16 protein-coding genes are annotated in these 18,553 nt (G+C 42.6%); 3 read left to right on the top strand and 13 right to left on the bottom strand.

Annotated elements, in window-relative coordinates; genetic code table 11:
* Nucleotides 1-11 precede the first annotated feature (11 nt).
* The 13 genes from NST31_RS12380 to NST31_RS12320 all read right to left on the bottom strand — a co-directional run bounded on the left by NST31_RS12380 (nucleotide 12) and on the right by NST31_RS12320 (nucleotide 15,253).
* Nucleotides 12-1,100 carry a C45 family peptidase gene (locus NST31_RS12380; protein WP_339160904.1) on the bottom strand — a complete coding sequence of 363 codons (1,089 nt, stop codon included), beginning with the start codon at nucleotides 1,098-1,100 and terminating at the stop codon, nucleotides 12-14.
* Between the two features lie 37 nt (nucleotides 1,101-1,137).
* Nucleotides 1,138-2,121: a dipeptide ABC transporter ATP-binding protein gene (locus NST31_RS12375; RefSeq protein ID WP_339160902.1), complete on the bottom strand. Its 984-nt coding sequence runs from the start codon at nucleotides 2,119-2,121 to the stop codon at nucleotides 1,138-1,140.
* Nucleotides 2,105-3,121 (bottom strand): ABC transporter ATP-binding protein, encoded by a 1,017-nt coding sequence (locus tag NST31_RS12370; RefSeq protein ID WP_339160900.1) that lies wholly within the window; start codon nucleotides 3,119-3,121, stop codon nucleotides 2,105-2,107. The genes NST31_RS12375 and NST31_RS12370 overlap by 17 nt, the downstream gene beginning before the upstream one ends.
* A 17-nt stretch (nucleotides 3,122-3,138) precedes the next feature.
* Nucleotides 3,139-4,041: an ABC transporter permease gene (locus NST31_RS12365; RefSeq protein ID WP_339160897.1), complete on the bottom strand. Its 903-nt coding sequence runs from the start codon at nucleotides 4,039-4,041 to the stop codon at nucleotides 3,139-3,141.
* A gap of 11 nt (nucleotides 4,042-4,052) precedes the next feature.
* Nucleotides 4,053-5,003: an ABC transporter permease gene (locus tag NST31_RS12360; RefSeq protein WP_339160895.1), complete on the bottom strand. Its 951-nt coding sequence runs from the start codon at nucleotides 5,001-5,003 to the stop codon at nucleotides 4,053-4,055.
* A 116-nt stretch (nucleotides 5,004-5,119) separates the two neighbouring features.
* Entirely contained in the window at nucleotides 5,120-6,160 is a 1,041-nt protein-coding gene (locus tag NST31_RS12355; protein ID WP_339160894.1) for a hypothetical protein, read from the bottom strand.
* Nucleotides 6,161-6,164: 4 nt separating this feature from the next.
* The gene (locus tag NST31_RS12350) at nucleotides 6,165-6,884 is read right to left on the bottom strand and encodes a helix-turn-helix domain-containing protein (protein ID WP_339160892.1); all 720 of its coding nucleotides are present in this window, start codon (nucleotides 6,882-6,884) and stop codon (nucleotides 6,165-6,167) included.
* Nucleotides 6,862-7,761: a histidine kinase gene (locus tag NST31_RS12345; protein ID WP_339160889.1), complete on the bottom strand. Its 900-nt coding sequence runs from the start codon at nucleotides 7,759-7,761 to the stop codon at nucleotides 6,862-6,864. The genes NST31_RS12350 and NST31_RS12345 overlap by 23 nt, the downstream gene beginning before the upstream one ends.
* 133 nt (nucleotides 7,762-7,894) lie before the next feature.
* Entirely contained in the window at nucleotides 7,895-9,247 is a 1,353-nt protein-coding gene (locus tag NST31_RS12340; RefSeq protein ID WP_339160886.1) for an APC family permease, read from the bottom strand.
* A 101-nt stretch (nucleotides 9,248-9,348) separates the two neighbouring features.
* On the bottom strand, nucleotides 9,349-10,002 hold the full coding sequence (locus tag NST31_RS12335) for a GNAT family N-acetyltransferase (protein WP_339160883.1): 654 nt from the start codon (nucleotides 10,000-10,002) through the stop codon (nucleotides 9,349-9,351).
* Nucleotides 10,003-10,066: 64 nt separating this feature from the next.
* Complete coding sequence (locus NST31_RS12330; protein ID WP_339160881.1) at nucleotides 10,067-11,488, bottom strand: NAD-dependent succinate-semialdehyde dehydrogenase; 1,422 nt, start codon at nucleotides 11,486-11,488, stop codon at nucleotides 10,067-10,069.
* A gap of 23 nt (nucleotides 11,489-11,511) precedes the next feature.
* The gene (locus tag NST31_RS12325) at nucleotides 11,512-12,885 is read right to left on the bottom strand and encodes an aspartate aminotransferase family protein (RefSeq protein WP_339160879.1); all 1,374 of its coding nucleotides are present in this window, start codon (nucleotides 12,883-12,885) and stop codon (nucleotides 11,512-11,514) included.
* Between the two features lie 241 nt (nucleotides 12,886-13,126).
* Nucleotides 13,127-15,253 carry a sigma 54-interacting transcriptional regulator gene (locus tag NST31_RS12320; protein WP_339160876.1) on the bottom strand — a complete coding sequence of 709 codons (2,127 nt, stop codon included), beginning with the start codon at nucleotides 15,251-15,253 and terminating at the stop codon, nucleotides 13,127-13,129.
* 345 nt (nucleotides 15,254-15,598) lie between these two features.
* Between NST31_RS12320 and NST31_RS12315 the strand changes: the two genes are divergently transcribed.
* From NST31_RS12315 to potC, 3 genes are all read left to right on the top strand, one after another.
* Nucleotides 15,599-16,657: an ABC transporter ATP-binding protein gene (locus NST31_RS12315; RefSeq protein ID WP_339165543.1), complete on the top strand. Its 1,059-nt coding sequence runs from the start codon at nucleotides 15,599-15,601 to the stop codon at nucleotides 16,655-16,657.
* A 77-nt stretch (nucleotides 16,658-16,734) separates the two neighbouring features.
* The gene (locus NST31_RS12310) at nucleotides 16,735-17,568 is read left to right on the top strand and encodes an ABC transporter permease (protein ID WP_339165541.1); all 834 of its coding nucleotides are present in this window, start codon (nucleotides 16,735-16,737) and stop codon (nucleotides 17,566-17,568) included.
* Nucleotides 17,569-17,589: 21 nt separating this feature from the next.
* Nucleotides 17,590-18,342 (top strand): spermidine/putrescine ABC transporter permease PotC, encoded by a 753-nt coding sequence (potC, locus tag NST31_RS12305; RefSeq protein WP_339165539.1) that lies wholly within the window; start codon nucleotides 17,590-17,592, stop codon nucleotides 18,340-18,342.
* Nucleotides 18,343-18,553 lie beyond the last annotated feature (211 nt).

The following is an 18,553-nucleotide window of genomic DNA, read 5'->3' as shown; positions in this document are numbered from 1 at the left end:
ATTCTCCAGGCTCATTCTCGGAAGCTGTCAATCTCCTTGAATTCTCCTTCTTGGCCAATCCGTAATAGCGCCCTCCTATTTGTTACATTGATGATAATCGAGAAGATCGTTTCTGCCCGTCGATGTTCAGGAACATTTTTATTTTGAAAATGATGAATAGAACTTGGTTTATTAAATGTATCTGAAAGCCACCTCTCAAATACGTTTTCATTGATCGGTTCGCCGACGGCAAGGCTTGTCTTTATAAGCTGGTCCGCCCTCTTCTTCCTAAGGATTGAATCCTCAAACCTGAAGTCATTCAAATCCTTCAATTTATTGTTAAGACTAGCGGAACAAATATGGTTTGTATGGGTCAGCCAACCTTCATCCCCGCCTACATAATCAATGCCAAAAGGGGAGATTTCCGGATTAACTGCCATCCCGTTCCCACTGCCGTCATCATATCCAATTAAAAAGCTGGCAGCGGCGGCTATTTGCCCATTTGCAATTTTGGCTATCGCCTCAGCTTGCGAATAGGAGTTTAAGACGGCACGGGCACCAAGATGTAATGGTATTTCGTTTGTCCTTTTATTTGTCAGCAAAGCATTAAAACACAGGGCGACTCCAGCCGAATTGTAACCAATCTTACCGATGAGGCCCCCTTCAGTCACCATTGTCATTCGGGGTTTAGATTTGGCTTGTATATGGAGTAATAGCAAACTTCTTTTTTGCGATGGAGTCCAATCCCAAGTTTGGCCAATGATAGTGTCTTTGCTAATGGGGCTGGTGATCGCCATCGTCGTGCAACCATCCGCCAGCAATTCTCCTTGATTGGTCAGGGCTATTTCACTTCGGGCATTTAATGTTAAAATGTCTTCAAAATCGACTCCCGCACCCTCCGCAATTCTTTCCATTTCTTCCACCATCTGCAAATCATATTGTTCAATCGCCTTTAAATGAAGTAATGCGTATTCCCTTGCTTCGGACCATCTCATTTTTTTGAACCCATAAAATAGTTTTTCATATGTTTCCAAACTATTGATTACTTCTTGCTTCCCTTGACTCCCGTGACCAAATCCAATGTCCTTGGCAGATCCTTGAAGATATACATTCTTAATCATACGTTGTCTCTCTCCTTTTTTTATCTGACCCCATCAGCTACATATGGAGATGGCAGGCAACCTGATGGCCATTGGCCCCTTGTATGATTGTTGGAACTTCTGACTTGCATCGATTCATGACGTATGGGCACCGCGTATGAAAAACGCATCCTGAAGGCAGATTTGCCGGGGAGGGCACATCTCCTTTCATGACGATTCTCTCTCTTTTTCTGCGCGGATTGGGAATCGGAATGGCAGACAGTAAAGCTTGAGTATAAGGGTGAAGCGGATTTTGAAAAAGTTCATCGGTTGGTGCCAACTCTACGATTTTGCCCAGATACATGACCCCGATTCGATCAGAAATATGGCGAACAACGCTGAGATCATGGGCTATAAATAAATAGGCTTGTCCAAATTCTCCTTGCAGCTCTTGCAGAAGATTCATGACTTGTGATTGTATAGAAACATCCAAAGCCGAGACTGGTTCATCGCATATAATGATTTTTGGCGTGACAGCCAGTGCCCGCGCGAGACCAATTCGTTGTCTTTGCCCTCCCGAAAATTCATGAGGATACCGATCATATTGATCTTTGCGCAATCCAACTTTATGTAACAAATCCATCGCTTTGTCTGTTCTTTCAGCCTTTGTTCCAATCCCTTGAATCTTCATTGGCTCTTCAATGCTATAGCCGATTCTTTTTTTGGGGTTAAGCGAAGAATGGGGATCTTGGAAGACCATTTGCATTTCTTTTCTGATAGGCATAAATTCTTTTTCTTTTAATGAAAAAATATCCTGCCCTTGGTATAAAGCCGCACCGGAAGTAGGTTCTGTTAATCGTAAAATGGTTCGGCCGGTAGTACTTTTGCCGCATCCGGATTCTCCAACAAGCCCCAATGTTTCTTTTTCAAATAAATCGAACGTGACATGATTAACCGCCTTTACGTGACCGGTCACTTTGCCTAGTGGATTTGTGATTCGAAAATGTTTCTGGAGATCTTTAACCTGCAAGAGAGGTTCTTGCCTTTCATACTGTTGCTGCATTTTGTCCCACACCCTCCTTGTTTAAAAACTCGTCTGCCTTCCAACATCTCACCTTTTGGCCATTACCTATTTCTTGTAGGTCAGGTGTGCTACTCTTACACTGTTCATCGGCAAACGCACATCTTGGCGCGAAACGGCAACCAGTTGGAATAGCGGTTAAAGGCGGGACAACTCCTTTAATGACATGCAGTTTTTCCGTCCGGTCTCCGTCGATCTGGGGAATTGATTTCAACAGGCCCTTGGTATAAGGATGAAGCGGATTGAAAAACAATGTTTCCACCACACCTTCTTCAATTACCTGGCCGAGATACATGACGACAACCCGTTGACACACTTCAGCTACAACACCCAGGTCGTGTGTGATCATCATCACGCCCATTTCCAGCTCTGATTTCAAATCATCAATCAACTCTAGGATTTGGGCTTGAATCGTTACGTCAAGAGCAGTGGTCGGCTCATCCGCGATCAGTACTTTGGGCCTGCATGCCAGAGCCATGGCGATGAGTACCCGCTGTCTCATTCCTCCAGACATCTCATGCGGATATTCATGTATTCTTTTTTCTGGCGCCGGTATGCCGGTAAGCTTCAACATTTCTTCCGCTTTTTTTAGTGCTGCGCCCTTGCTCACTTTTTGGTGGATTACAATTACCTCAGCTATTTGATCTCCAATGGTTTGTACCGGATTTAAAGAAGTCATCGGGTCTTGAAAGATCATGGATATTTTATTTCCACGGATTTTCCGCATTTCCGATTTGCTAAGCTTCAACAAATTCCTTCCTTCAAATAAAACCTCCCCTTCATACCTAGTCGTCTTTTCATTTAATAACCTCATAATTGATTCAGAAGTTACGCTTTTACCACAACCCGATTCTCCTACAACCCCCACGGTTTCGCCTTTGTTTACTCTAAAGGTGACATCATCAACCGCCGCAACAGGCCCTTGTTCCGTCGTAAAAGTTGTTCTTAAATGTTTCACTTCCAAAAGTGGCTGAATAGACATCTTCAACCTCCTATTATTTATGATTTTTTTGTTTGATGAGACTGGGGATCAATCAAGTCACGTAAGCCATCCCCAAGCAGATTCGACCCTAACACTGCCAATAAGAGAAACATCCCGGGAAATACAGTCATCCACCAAGCTGTCTGGATCACGCTTTTGCCATCATATAAAATATTGCCCCAACTTGGTTCAGGTGCCGGAATTCCCGCTCCTAAAAAGCTCAAAGATGCCTCTATGATCATGGAAACCGAGAAAACATATGTAATTTGAACGATAAGAGGAGTAAGAACGTTCGGTGCGATATGCGACCAAATGATCTTCCAGGAGCCTGCTCCTTGTGCTCTTGCCGCTTCAACATAAGTCTGTTCTTTTACAACGAGGGCAGCTGAGCGGACAATTCTGGCCACGCCCGGTGTTTCCACAATGACGATGGCGATCACAACATTTATGGGCTTAGGCCCCATTACTGCCATAATCGCAATAGCCAAAAGAATGGAAGGGAAGGCCATCAGACCATCGGCAATTCTCATTAAAATGTGGTCGAGAACGCGATAATACGACGCATACATTCCGATAAACAGACCCAATAAACCTGTAATAACCGCTACGGAAAGCCCTACAGCCAAGGATACTCTTGCTCCGTAAACTACGCGGCTAAATATATCCCGTCCGAAGTTATCAGTACCAAACCAATGAGTCGCATTTGGGGGCTTTAAACGGTTTACCGCCTCCAAGTCATAAGGAGTAAATTGGGTAATGAGCGGAGCAGCAAGTGCTGACAAAGTGATCAATAACATGATCCCTCCGCCAATCACAACCATTTTATTCGCCCAAAGCCGTCTGATAAATAAAGATCTTCTTTCTTTGGCAATATCTTTTTTTTGCACGGCGACATCCGATTCCATCACTTTTGCAAGCATTCCTTCACCCCCTATTTTCTATTTAGTTTAATCCTCGGATCTACTATTCCATATAATAGGTCCACCACAAGATGAATCAGGACGTAAGTTCCGGCAATCAATAGGACACTCCCTTGAATGAGAACATAATCTCTTCGTTGAATGGCATTAACAATCAACTGGCCGAGCCCAGGTATATTAAAAACCACCTCGGTCACTACCGCGCCGGCTACTAAAGTGCCAAATGCCTGGCCAATAACCGTTAAGATTGGAATGAAGGCATTCCGAAAAGCATGTTTATAAATAATGACTTTTTCTTTCAGGCCTTTTGCATGGGCGGTTTTAATATAATTCATGCTGAGTATATCGAGCATGGATGACCTGGTCATGCGGGCAATTAACGCGGATTGAATGGCTCCAAGGGTGATGGCCGGTAATAATAAAAACTTCAAGTGGTTCCATAATCCTGCACTGAGCGGTTGATAGCCGGCAGCTGGAAGCCAACGAAGCTCAACCGCGAATAAGAGAATGAGTAAAAGTCCCAGCAAAAAACTCGGTATAGAGATTCCAAGTAAAGCAAATACCATGAAAAATTGATCTACTGCTGTGCCTTTTTTTGTTGCAGCGATCACTCCAAGTGGAATGGCAATGACGATTGAGATAAGCTGAGCCAAAATAGCCAAGGATAAAGTAGGGGCCAAATGACTTGTAAACGCCTTCAAAACTGGCATATCCAAATAAAGCGAATCTCCCAAATCCCCTATTAATACCCCGCTAAACCAACTGAAAAATTGCTCATAGAGAGGCAAGTCTAAGCCAAGCTCATTCCGTAACTCTTGTATGTCTTCGGGCAGAGCATCCGGGCCCAATATAATGGATGCAGGATCTCCAGGGGTCAGGTGTATCAAGAAAAAGACGACAATAGCCACTACTAACATGACCGGTATAAGGGAAAGCAATCTCTGCAAAATATATATTTTCAATCTGATTCTCCTTTCTCAGAATGATAACCCTTTCATCACTGCTTTGTTCGCGATCTCTGTTTATTCATTATAAAAAAAGTCCCGACAATAATATTGCATTATTGTTGGGACTTTTTTCACTTTCTTGACATTATGTTGCGAATCACCTCGGTAGCTGTCGCTACCATGACTAATATACCAATGAGTAAGCCAAAAAATGTATAAATCAAAAGAAGACTATAATGGTGAAAAACAGTAACTGTCATTAACGCGGCTATTAAAAGAAGAACAAAAGGCGTCTTACTTTTTCTTTCTCCCACTTTTTGCGGAAGTGTATCAATGAATAATATAAGTGTGCCAACATAAACGACAAAACAAAACATCTTAAACATGAGCGAAGGGGAAAGCTTTTTGATTAATAATATAAATAATTCATTTGCATGGCTATATTCCAAGTTTTGTGTAATGGCGACAACATTCATCGTTGCAAAAGCCAGTAGAAAAGTAGAAAAGATAAAAACGGCAATCAGCAATTTGCTAATTCCCTTTTTAAAACTTGGATTTGTATATTTGACAATCACATCTCCTTGCCATAATAACTTTGCAAAGAAAATAAAAAAAGCAATGAGCCATAATAAACGTAAACTTTCTGCATCATGATTCAAAACCTGGGGCTGATAGTACAAAAGATTATGGTATAAAGATTCGAGCCCTTTTTGCAAATAAATATAAGTAGGAAGGATAATTGCTAATCCACTGATAATAGTAAATTTAGCTTCTTTTATCATTTGTTTCCAATTTTTCTTGTTTGGAAGAAACGAAGCAAGTATAAGAAAAGTAGCTGCCGTACTAAAAACAGAAATATAAATATTTATTTGAAACAGAGAATGAAAAATCAACCCACTTACAAAAAGATGCAACACATAAACTTCTAAAATCCTTACAGACCTTATAATTCTTCCTGCTATAGACTGCTTTTTGATTGCGAAAGCAGGTGATTTGGTCAGCTTTTGTAAAAGAAAAGAGGCGCAAAATGCTAACATAAAGGCGCACACAATAACGATACTGGAAAAAACACCAAATCGAATAACGACTTCCCCAATGATAAATATCATACTGATTGATAACCAACTTGAGATTAAATAGATAATGTTTAAAGGTTTTAATGGTTTGATCATCGTCTTAAACTACTTTCTTGTTGCGATACTCCTTTGGTGTACAACTGACCATTTTTTTGAAAGCGCTGCTAAAATAATGCTGGCTATTAAAGCCACATTCCTCTGCTACTCGGAGAATCGTCCAGTTTTTATTTTGGATAAGCATCTTCTTTGCATTTTCAATACGAAAATGCAACAAATAATCGGAGAAGTTAATACCCACTTCTTCTCTAAAAAGCCGGCTTAAGTAACTAACATTAATATGAAGTTCTTTCGCAATAGAAGCTAGCCGTAATGGCTCCTTATAATGTCTTTTTACCATCTGAATAACCGCGCGTACAATGTCTGAATAATTGTCATATTCCGGACGCGTCTTTAGAAAATTCCGCAAAGCCGCAACCAATTCTTTCTCTATCACTGGCTTGACAATGTAATCTAGTACCTTTAAGTGGATAGACCGCTTGGCATAATCAAAATTTTGAAAAGCGGATATGATAATAATTTCCATATTGGGCATTAGCGATTTTAGTGTTGTTGCCACTTCCAGGCCATTCATTCCGGGAAGCTGAACATCCATAAGTGCTAGCTGAAAAGAGTCTTCCACTTCAACCATCTGTTCAGCCAATTTGATTGCCTCTGAACCATACAACGCTTTAAAAATGCTCCATTTGGGATAATGCAAGTGAACTAAAAATTCTAATTGCTCCAACTCGATCGGTTCATCATCCAGAACCAAAATGTTCATTGATTGTTTCACCTCCCAACTCTGATTTATCACAAATTTTCGGCAACGACACAACTACTTTTCCACCATGCTCGTCCTGCTGTTCATCTAACAAAAATTCCATACGGGCCTCTTCCCCAAACAATAGGTTTAACCGTTTAGAGACATTGATTAAACCTATTCCTATTGTGCTCTCTTCTTCTAAAGGGTTAAAAGCAAAACCAGGCCCATTATCCTTCACAATGATAGAAAGCCGACGCGCGGTCGACTGAATCATAATATGAACAATTCCGGGCCCTTCCACCTTTTCTATTCCATGTTTAAAGGCATTTTCAACAAGAGTCTGCAATAGATAAGGGAGAACGAGTAACTCTTCCGTTCCCTCTTCAACATCCCATTTAACATGAAGTCGTTCCCCAAAACGGAGCTGTTGTATCGCCAAAAAGTGCTTTGTATACTCCATTTCTTCTCTTAAAGAATATAAAGTTTGTTCTTGATGATATTTGGAACGTAAATATAAAATCATATGTTCAAATGTTTCTGATAAACGGTCATATTTTTTTAAACGGATTAACCCAAACATAGAATTTAAAGCATTAAATAAAAAGTGGGGCTGGATTTGCTGATTCAGTCTAATATATTTTGTTGTTTCCAATTCTTTTTCCAATAAAACTTTTGAATTTTCCACTTCCAACAAATATATTTGCTTCTCAAACGCATTATAGATGATTAATATGAGCAACCCGATCACTGGACCTAAAATACTGATTAAGATAAATAGAAAGAAATTCTCGTATGAAACCATGCCATTCACCATTCTTCTTTCTTCATTATAAAAAGGACTACATAATGAAACAAGAATCTGCAGTAAAATGCTTCGTCTCATGATGGATTCCATTTTTAAGATGTCTCCTGTCTGATTTGAGAAATGGGGCTTGACCATAAGCGCGCATATCCATTTATCCTCCTTTTCCAATTTAACTATCCACTCCTTTTCAACCATGTAAAAACAGCCCCGCAAGGCTGTTTTGTTAACTCGGTAATTGTTCGGCTTCATCCAGGTCCAAATCTTTGATGTTTCTTTTAAAAACCTTGGACATGAACAACATATATATGATGCCGATCACGACCCAAACGATTCCCCCTATAAACGCGTCCGCCTGAAGGAACGCCCAGAGAACTCCCGTAAAGGCGGCTCCTATCGTCGGCATGATGATATAAGAGAATACTTGTTTTGGTGTTTTATATTGTTTCCTTTTAAAGACAAAGTAGGCTATAACGGACAAGTTTACAAACGTAAAAGCGATTAACGCGCCGAAATTAATCAGGCTGGCAACGAGTTCAAGGCTCGGCCCCATCGCTAACAAGCTGACCAACCCGACGAAAATAACGTTAATGGCCGGGGTTCTAAATTTCGGATGAACATATCCAAACAGTTTCCTTGGAAGAACACCGTTTCTTCCCATTACGTACAATAGCCTGGATACACTCGAATGAGAGGCCAATCCGGAAGCGGTTGTGGCCGCAAACGCGCCGGCCAAAAAGATTAGTTGAAAAATCACTCCCCCGACGTGAAGAGCAATCTCGGGAAGTGTATCATCGACAACATGAAAGACGGACACATCCGGAAACAATGTCTGTGCATAATACGCTCCAATGAAAAAGATCGCCCCGCCAATCAGCACGGTTAAAGCAATAGCTCTTGGCACTGTGTTAATGTCCTTTGCTTCTTCCGTATACATCGTAATGGCGTCAAATCCAATAAACGAAAAACAAACTACGGTTGCCCCGGCTAAAATGGCGGCAGTGTCCATATTTGCTTGAAAGAGCGGCTGAATCGTTAACAGCGTGCCAGTTCCCATTCCTTTGGAAAGCTGAATGGTTCCCAAAACAACAAATGCAATCATTAAGGCCATCGTAAACACAACCAAAATAGTATTGACGCCTGATGTGGAGCGCATACTGTAAACATTAATCGCTGTTACAAAAGCCACATAGATGAGGACCCAAATCCATGCCGACGCCTCAGGGAACAACGCTTCCATATATAAGCGAATGATGACAGCGTTTACAAGGGGAAGCAACAAATAATCAAGCAATGATGCCCATCCCACTAAAAATCCTAAATGGGGACCCATCGTTTCCCTCGTATACGTGTAAGCCGAACCGGCGCTTGGAAAGACTCTTACCATCTTTCCGTAGCTGATGGCTGTAAACAGCATAACAACCAAACCGACAAGGTATGCCAAGGGGACCATGCCCCCCGTTTGTTTAGAAACGATTCCAAAAGTATCGAATACAACTGTTGGCGTCATATACCCCAATCCGAGTGCAACAATTGCCCATAAACCGAGAGATCTTTTCAAAGACGGGTTTTTTTGCATGTAAAAAGCCCCCTGGCAAACATTTTTTTATTATTCAAAGGAAGGTTATTGTCCGAAAGCAATCGGAAAATATGGACCTTCCATCTCTTTATTGTGAACGGTTACACTTGTTTGTAATCCGGGTTTTTCCACTCCATTAACGCAGCATATTTCAATGACTCTGCATCTTGCGGCAAGTAGTTCGGCATGATGGAAATAAATTTAAATCCATTTCGAAGTTGAAACGTCATAACCGGGTCATGCAATTCTCCATTAATCACTTTTTGTGCATACTGTTCAGGTGTAAGCTCTTGGGCGTGTTTATGATAGTTTGGTATACGCCCTCCAAACAGAATGCTCTCCAGCTGAAAGGCTTTTACAATTTGTCTTCTTGCTTCATACAAGCGCATTCCAACCTTAAGACCCCTGTATTCGGGATGTACAACAACTTCTGTTCCATACAAATTTTTTCCCTGCGGGTTATGGTTTCTAATATATCCTTTGTCTGATATATCATCAAATGAGTGATTGACCCCATAATCTTCAAAATTGACGATCACACTAGAGCATGATCCGATAATGGTCCCATCTTCATGCTCAATGACTACCTGGCCTTCAGGAAAAGTTTCAATTTGGCTTGCCAAGTGCTCGGGCTTAAATGGTATGGACGGATCTCCGAACCCGATAGCGGCCATCTCGTTGACTTTGTAAATATCCCGCAGTTCCATAGGCCTGGCCCCTATTTGTTCTAGAATGTTTGCCAAGTTTTCCTTCAAAACGATAGTCCCTCCTTTTTGTAGTAGGATGGCGCGCAATTGTGTTACGCGCCATCCGCCGCTATTAGTTTTCGTAAATGGATACGAATTTTTCCTCCAGGTATTCTTCCAAGCCGTATTTTCCGCCTTCTTTGCCCATTCCGCTCTCTTTTATTCCGCCAAATGGCGCCTGGATGACGATTGGAGCAGGATCATTAATGCCGATAATGCCAAACTCCAACTCTTTCATCATCCGCATGCCGCGGCCAAGATTTTTCGTATAGCAATAAGCGGCTAAGCCATATGTTTTATGATTGGCTCTTTCAACGACCTCATCTTCATCTTTGAAGGTAAAGACCGGGGCAATTGGGCCAAATGTTTCCTCAGTCGCAATTTGCATATCGTCCGTTGCATGCAAAAGGACTGTCGGTTCAAAGAAATAGCCGTTGCCCTTCTCGTACTTATAAACATTTCCGCCGTGGACGACTTTCGCATCATGTTTGACAGCATCCTCCACTTGGCTCTTCATTTTTTCCAAAGACTTTTCATTGATTAACGGACCAACATCCGTACCTTTTTCCAAACCGTCGCCAATTTTCAACTTGGAAGCCTGCTCTGCAAGCTTTTGTGCAAATTCATCGGCAATCGACTCCTGTACGTACACACGGTTTGTGCTGATACAAGTTTGGCCGGAGTTTTTAAACTTGGAAAGCAGTACACCTTCAACGGCAAGATCCAGATCAGCATCTTCAAATACGATATAGGGTGCATGTCCGCCCAATTCCATGGACACTTTCTTCATCGTATCGGCTGAATCCCGCATCAGTTTTTTCCCGATCGCCGTAGACCCCGTAAATGTCAATTTTCGAACATCGGGACTTGAAGTCAACTCTTTGCCAATTTCTTCAGCAGGTCCGATTACGAGGTTAACGACACCTTTTGGTACTTTTGCTTCATGGAAACATTCAAATACTTTGATCGCGGAAAGCGGTGTTTCCAAAGCCGGTTTTAATACGACTGTACAGCCCGCGGCAAGCGCAGGCGCAATTTTTCTAGTGATCATCGAAAGCGGGAAATTCCATGGAGTGATGGCTCCGCAAACACCGACTGGCTGTCTAATAACCATTAATTGCTTATCTTTATGGGATGAAGGAAGCACGTCTCCGTATATTCTCTTCGCTTCTTCCGCGTACCAGTCCAAATAGCTGATGGCGCCCAACACTTCCCTTTTTGCATCCGGCAGCGGCTTGCCGTTTTCAAGTGTGATGATTTGGGCAAGTTCCTCCATCTTCTCTTTCATGAGACGAACCACTTCGAAAAGATAGGCGCTTCTTTCGTTCCCTGTCGTTTTCCCCCATGTTTTAAAGGCTTCTTTGGCGGCTTCAATGGCTTGCTTCGTTTCTTCTTTTCCACAAAGCGAAATAGTGTCGATCACTTCAAGCGTTGCCGGATTTTTTACTTGCTCTTTTTGATCGGACTCATACCATTCTCCATTGATGTAATACATCCGTAAACCTCCTTTGGTTCTTTTTATTTGAGCTTGTTTTTAAAGGCCGTAATGGATTCATCAATGATCGCGATGATTTTCTCCACTTCTTCCTTATTGATAATAAGTGGCGGTGCTATCGCGATACGATCCATGCCAAGCGGCCTTAAAATAAGCTTTCTGTCAAAACACTCATCCACAATGGTTGGAGCCGCTTTTACTTCCGGAGCAAACGTTTTGTCATTTTCCCTATCTTCCCTAAGATCAAACGCGTCCAATAGCCCGATCACTCTCGTATTTGTGACGATATCATGTTTTTCTTTCAAATATGCGAGCCCGTCCCGCATCACTTTTTCCATCGCTTTCACGTTATCCAATACGTTATCGCGCTCCAACATCTCAATATTTTTCAATGCGACCGCGCAAGCTGTTGGATGTCCACTATAAGTAAATCCATGCGCAAGAACTCCTTCAAAGCTTACGAGCGTGTCGCGGAATTCCTTGTTCATGACAACTGCGCCAAGCTGGGAATATCCGCTTGTAATCCCTTTCGCAATACTCATCAGGTCAGGGACAACGTTCCAGTTTTCAACGCCAAACATCGTTCCCGTGCGTCCAAATCCACAAATCACTTCGTCAGCGATAAATAAAATGTCATGTTCATCCGCCAACTTGCGCACAGCTTGCAAATATCCTTCCGGAGGAATATTCACACCGCCCGCGCCTTGTACAGGTTCGATAATAATGGCGGCAATATTGTCCGCCCCTTCTCTTTCGATCGCCGCACGAATGGATTCTTCATATTGCGGATCATTCTTATCCCCTTGTTCCGCGTTGAGCAAGTGGGCAGTCGCGTGTACAAACAATCCCGGAATATTGGAGCCGGAAAACTCATGGAATGCCTGCAATGCTGTTGCTGTTTGGGCTCCAATCGTCACACCGTGGTATGCGTTTGAAACGGCAATAATTTTTTTCTTGCTAGGCTTTCCTTTGATTTCCCAATAAAATCTGGCCAGTTTGAATGCGGTATCATTCGACTCCGAACCACCGGACGTGTAAAAAACAGCTTCCAAGTCGCCAGGCGTCATATCAGCAATTTTTTTGGCCAGTTCAATAGCCGGCTCATTTGAAAAACCTTTAAAAGAGGAAGCATAAGCGATTTTCATCATTTGTTCTCTGGCCGCATCAGCAAGCTCGGCCACCCCATGCCCCAAGTTCACATTCCACAACATGGACATTCCATCTATATATCTATCTCCATTTACATGGTCGGCATAAATGCCTTCCCCTCCTGCAAAAATTATGGGTGGTCCCTCTTCAGCAAGCAATTTGGGATCTGTCGTCGGGTGAATATAATGTTTTTTATCTAATTCAATCAACTCTTGAATCTTGGAATCTTTTACTACTTGACTAGCCATTTTTGGCACCTCCATCATTTTTCTCGTAGTTCTAATGTGCAATTTCCATGCCACATTAAAAAGCGGGCTCGCGTTAGCAAGTTAAAAGGTGCCGTTCCTTGATTCTTCAGCGTTTTTATATTCAACCTCCTTGACGGAGTGAAAACGATTTTATGCACAAACGGAAATTTGTATGCAATTATGCATAATGGGTGGCCGCTATGAACCGTCTCCGGCTACTTAATAAAACATTTCAATTGTTTCAACGGGAACCGATCCCTTCTTTTTTACGCTTGCGGTGTAAGATTTTTTGATATTTGCGACTGACGGAAGATTGACTTATACCGAGTGCCGCGGCCGCCCTCGTTGTTGTTTTATACAGATTCATCGCCTGGGAAATAAGCTGTTCCTCAACGGCTTCAAATGCTTCTTGAAGCGGCATGATGTTCGTAATGATCGGCTTTACTTTTTTCATCGGTTCATTCAGTTTCAGCACCTGGCCCACGACGTTGGCATCAATCAACTCATCATCCGCTGTCACGACAAGGCGCTCAACGATATTTTGCAGCTCACGGATGTTACCGGGCCATGTGTATGCCTCCAACAGATTCAACGCATCGGGCGTTAAATGATAATTGCTGTGATGGCGCTCATTCAACTGCTTCAAAAAGTGATGTGCAATCAGCGGGATATCTTCATGCCTTTCTCTTAAAGGCGGCACATGGATCGGGATTACATTTAACCGGTAAAACAGATCTTCACGGAACGTGCCGTCCGCCACCATTTCCCGCAAGTTTGTATTCGTAGCCGCAATGATTTGCACATCGACGGAAATCGACTGAGTGCTGCCGACAGGTGTTACTTCGCGCTCTTGGAGGACACGCAACAGCTTTACCTGGAGCCTGAGGGGCAACTCAGCGATTTCGTCCAAAAACAAAACCCCCTGATCCGCCTGTTTAAAATAGCCTTCCTTACCTCCAGGGTCCGCCCCGGTAAATGCTCCTTTCACATACCCAAACAATTCGCTTTCCAACAGCGTTTCCGGGATGGCCCCACAATTCACTTTTAAAAACGGCTTGTCTTTCCGGACTCCCAGTTGGTGAATGGCGTGCGCAATCACTTCTTTTCCGACGCCCGATTCCCCCTGAATCAGCACTGTTGAAGAGAACTTGGCAACTTTATGAACTTGGGCGACAATATCCTCCATCTTCTGGCTGCAGTAGATCAGTTGTCTTTGCAGCTTTTCCCGCGTTCTGATTTGATCGAGTTCTTCTTTATAACGGGCTGATATTTTTTTCATTTCACGCAGCTCGTCCCGGAGGCGCGTCGCTTCCGTAATATCCCGGGAAGCCACGATGACACGTTCGATTTCCCCATCCTCCCCGAGAATGGGGTTTCCAACTGCAAGAACCTTTTTTCCGCCCGGCGTTTCCTGCACTACGGAAACCTTCTTTTTCTTTTCCAAAACGAGCCTCGTGACAGAAGGCATAAATAGCCCCTGTTTTTCCAGTTCCATGATGTTTTTCCCAAGCAATTCACTTAAATCCACTCCCCAAAACTCCGGAATCGCATTCTCGCTAAATCTGAGAAGTTCTCCACGCGCATTGACAACCAATATTTCATCATAAATACTTGATAAAATGGCGTTCAAATCCTTGTTCAAATTTTTCACTGACTCCAGTTCCATCGCCATCTGCTCAACCATTGGCAAATCCTGGACGATGATAATGAGGCCTTCAACGTTTTTACCGTCATTGATGATCGGACTGTAGTCCACTAGCAAGCCGGATTCGTTTGATACTTGAATTTGATTCAAGACTGTTTCACCTGTTAAAAAGACATGGTTTAGATGATGAGGATCGAAAATATCACTTGCCGATTGATTGAGCACTTGCTCCGGCGCAAAACGGGTCATCTTCAAGGCTGATTCATTATAATTAACGACGACTCCACGATTATCCACAATAAAAATTCCCATCGGTATCGACGCAATCAACACTTTCAAAAAATTCATATCTTCTTGTTTAAACAATTCAATGAGCAAATCCTCGCGTAGAACATAGCCGGCAATTGAACCGCTTTCATTCTTAACTAATGAAATATCCTTTCCCAAGACTTGAAATATGGCAGAGAAAGGAAGACTTTCCGACAATGTGCTCAGCTCTGTGACAGGCTTGGCGTATGGATTCAACTGTTCCAACTGCAATCCGACATTTTCCCTGTAACTGACAGGTAAATCTCGTAAATGAATATAACTGCTAATCTTGCGATTTTCCTCTAAAAAAATAAACCGATTATTATTAGACAATAGATCTTGCCAGTTTGGACCAGGTTCGTCAACAGATAATTTTACAATCGGTTGAATAATATCTTTGGATAAGAGGAACACATGATCAATCCCTTCCCTTGTCTTTTATTGTCGTTTCTAAATATTATAACAAAAAAATTCATATAGCTATGTATTTTTGAAAATATTTATTCAAATCCGCATGAATAATATAATATGTGCATACTTTTTTCCAAGCAAAAAATGATTCCGCTCTATTCTCTAATGAATAGTTTATGCGAAAAGACATAGTACTTTTAGGAATTTTCACTATTATGGCTATATTATCAATACATTTATAAATTGGCACATAATTTGCATTATTATTTATTAGTTTTGTAGAAACGAAATTTTCAAACAAAAAACAGCAACTCAGATGAAGGAGTGATCATTGTTTTGAATGATGTGATGGTTACATTGGACAACGTCGTCAAAAGTTTTGAGCGTAACACAGTTGTCAAAAACATCAGCATGGATATTAAAAAAGGGGAATTCCTGACGTTATTAGGCCCTTCAGGATGTGGAAAGACGACAACGTTGCGCATGATTGCCGGGTTTGAACAGCCGACTGACGGTGATGTATTAATAGATGGAAAAAAAGTGAGCGGGATTCCCCCACACAAAAGGGATGTCAATACAGTATTCCAAAGCTATGCCCTTTTCCCCCATATGAACGTATATGACAACGTTTCCTTTGGACTCAAGATGAAGAAAGTAGGGAAAGAGGAGATAAAGCGGCGTGTAATGGAAGCGCTTCAACTTGTCCAACTTGAAACTTTCGCGGAGCGAAAGCCCGACCAACTCAGCGGGGGACAAAAACAGCGCGTGGCGATCGCCCGCGCTTTGGTCAACAGTCCGAAAGTGCTTCTGCTCGATGAGCCGCTCGGCGCACTTGACCTTAAATTGCGCAAACAAATGCAAGTCGAATTAAAACATCTGCAACAGCAACTCGGTATCACATTTATATATGTCACCCACGATCAAGAAGAAGCCTTGACAATGTCAGACCGGATCGCGGTTATGAACAATGGCATTATTGAGCAGCTTGGAACGCCAGATGAAATATATGAACGGCCCGCTTCCCGTTTTGTCGCCGACTTTATTGGAGAAACGAATCTCTTTGAAGGAACGGTTATGGAAATAAACAATTCGCATGCCTACCTGGCGTTTTCCGGACATAAAATCCCCGTTGTCCAGACAGCGCCACTTTCGTTAAATCACCAAGTGGCGATGGCGATTCGTCCTGAAAGAATCAAGCTTCATATAGAACCAAACAGGGAGAGTTTCGCCATTCCCGGGAAGGTCGTCGAGCATATTTATGTCGGGTCGATCATAAAAACAGTCGTTTCTCTTCCGGGCGAAAACCAAGTTACGGTAAATACAATGCCGGAAGTAGCCCATTCATTTGCCGTTGGTCAAGATGTCTTCGTAAGCTGGGAACCTGATAAGGCGGTGGTCATTACATGATGAAAAGCAATATTGCCCATGCAGAGAGTCCTCCCGTCCGGCAGAAGAAAAAACGGAGGCCCGGAACATTATTGGGGATGGCATGGACCCTCTCCCCAGTCACGTTTTGGCTCGTATTGTTTTTTATATTTCCGCTTCTATTTATTTTGTTCATCAGCTTTGCAACCAGAGGCCTATACGGCGGTATAGAATACACATTTACACTTGAAAATTACACGCGTTTTTTCGATCCGCTCTATTTGAAAATTTTGTGGGACTCTATCTTAATTGCCGGATTTACAACACTTATCTGTCTTGTTTTCGGGTATCCTTTTGCTTACATTATCGCAAGATCGCCCAAAAAATACCGGAATCTTCTGTTAATGCTTGTGATCGTGCCATTTTGGACGAATTCTCTAGTCAGAACGTACGCATGGATCGTCCTTTTGCGGACGGAAGGTGTCATCAATATGATATTGTTGAAAATCGGAATCATTTCCGAACCGCTTGCGATGCTCTATAACCATGGTGCGGTAATGGTTGGTTTAACCTACACATTGTTCCCATTTATGGTTTTGCCGCTATATGCTTCCATTGAACAGCTAGATAAATCGTACTTGGAAGCCGCGAGTGATTTAGGCGCCAAGCCTTGGCGGGCTTTTACAAAAATTACCTTGCAGCTGACAATGCCCGGGATCGTTGCCGGCTGCCTGCTTACATTCATCCCGACACTTGGTTTGTTCTTTATTCCTGACCTGATGGGCGGATCCAAATCGTTATTAATTGGAAATTTGATTAAAAACCAATTCCTGACAGCTAGAGATTGGCCGTTCGGATCGGCGGCTTCCATGATTTTGATGGTGCTGACATTAATCTTCATCCTGATCTACTTAAGAGTCGGCGGCAACAAAAAAGGGATTGAGGTGATATAGGTGGGTTTCCGATTTAAAAGCTTGCCATCTATTTTATATGCAACGTTCATTTATGGCTTTTTATATGTGCCAATCCTCGTCTTAATTATTTTTTCTTTTAACAAGTCCAGATTGAATGCGGTTTGGACAGGCTTTACTTTTGAGTGGTATGGCAAACTGATGCAAAATAGCGATGTGCTGGCGGCTGCCAAAAACAGCTTAACCGTAGCGGCCGTATCTACTATTGTTGCCACAATGGTAGGTACAGTGGCAGCGGTTGGAATGTATCGTTATCACTTCAAAGGCAAAACCGCCTTGGACGGAATGCTTTATTTGCCGATCGTTATTCCGGAAATCGTCATGGGTATTTCACTACTCGCGTTTTTCGCGCTTGCCAATATCCCCCTTGGGATCATGACGCTTGTGATTGCCCATATCACATTTTGCATTCCTTTTGTCGTCGTCATTGTACGGGCAAGATTGGAAGGGTTTGACCGCTCATTGGAGGAAGCGGCGAGAGACTTGGGAGCGAATGAATGGCAAACCTTCACGAAAGTGACACTGCCTATAATCGGTCCGGGCATTTTGGCCGGCGCCCTGCTTTCCTTTACACTATCGATCGATGATGTCATTATTAGCTTCTTCGTGGCAGGACCAAGCAGCACAACTTTGCCGCTGAAAATTTTCTCCATGGTTAAGTTTGGCGTCTCTCCGGAAATCAATGCACTCTCTACGCTTATGCTGCTCATTACCTTAACCATTGCAGTATTCGCCCAGCTTCGTTTAAATAAATAAGATGCCGGATCAGCGGGCAGACGCATGCTCGTTGACGGCATTCGTTTTTTCCTGTTGAAGATACAAATCACAACGAAGAGCATATTTTCCAGAGAAACAGTTCCGGTTCGTTATATCTGTTTGCCAGGTCAGCGTACATGCCCAATCGTATGGTTAAGCACCTGACAGATAACACCAGCGTCCATGTAAAGAAAGATACTCACCAACAATA

The sequence above is a fragment of the Siminovitchia sp. FSL W7-1587 genome (genome assembly GCF_037963795.1).
Lineage (GTDB): Bacteria > Bacillota > Bacilli > Bacillales > Bacillaceae_C > Siminovitchia > Siminovitchia thermophila.
The sequence above is the reverse complement of the archived record's forward strand: the minus strand, read 5'-3'. Positions and strand labels throughout refer to the sequence as shown.

Bases quoted from the DNA above. Each gene is read 5' to 3' on its own strand.
- NST31_RS12380 (WP_339160904.1), bottom strand. From the start codon at position 1,100: ATGATTAAGAATGTATATCTTCAAGGATCTGCCAAGGACATTGGATTT.
- NST31_RS12375 (WP_339160902.1), bottom strand. From the start codon at position 2,121: ATGCAGCAACAGTATGAAAGGCAAGAACCTCTCTTGCAGGTTAAAGAT.
- NST31_RS12370 (WP_339160900.1), bottom strand. From the start codon at position 3,121: ATGTCTATTCAGCCACTTTTGGAAGTGAAACATTTAAGAACAACTTTT.
- NST31_RS12365 (WP_339160897.1), bottom strand. From the start codon at position 4,041: ATGCTTGCAAAAGTGATGGAATCGGATGTCGCCGTGCAAAAAAAAGAT.
- NST31_RS12355 (WP_339160894.1), bottom strand. From the start codon at position 6,160: ATGATCAAACCATTAAAACCTTTAAACATTATCTATTTAATCTCAAGT.
- NST31_RS12350 (WP_339160892.1), bottom strand. From the start codon at position 6,884: ATGAACATTTTGGTTCTGGATGATGAACCGATCGAGTTGGAGCAATTA.
- NST31_RS12345 (WP_339160889.1), bottom strand. From the start codon at position 7,761: ATGGAATCCATCATGAGACGAAGCATTTTACTGCAGATTCTTGTTTCA.
- NST31_RS12340 (WP_339160886.1), bottom strand. From the start codon at position 9,247: ATGCAAAAAAACCCGTCTTTGAAAAGATCTCTCGGTTTATGGGCAATT.
- NST31_RS12330 (WP_339160881.1), bottom strand. From the start codon at position 11,488: ATGTATTACATCAATGGAGAATGGTATGAGTCCGATCAAAAAGAGCAA.
- NST31_RS12325 (WP_339160879.1), bottom strand. From the start codon at position 12,885: ATGGCTAGTCAAGTAGTAAAAGATTCCAAGATTCAAGAGTTGATTGAA.
- NST31_RS12315 (WP_339165543.1), top strand. From the start codon at position 15,599: ATGGTTACATTGGACAACGTCGTCAAAAGTTTTGAGCGTAACACAGTT.
- NST31_RS12310 (WP_339165541.1), top strand. From the start codon at position 16,735: ATGGCATGGACCCTCTCCCCAGTCACGTTTTGGCTCGTATTGTTTTTT.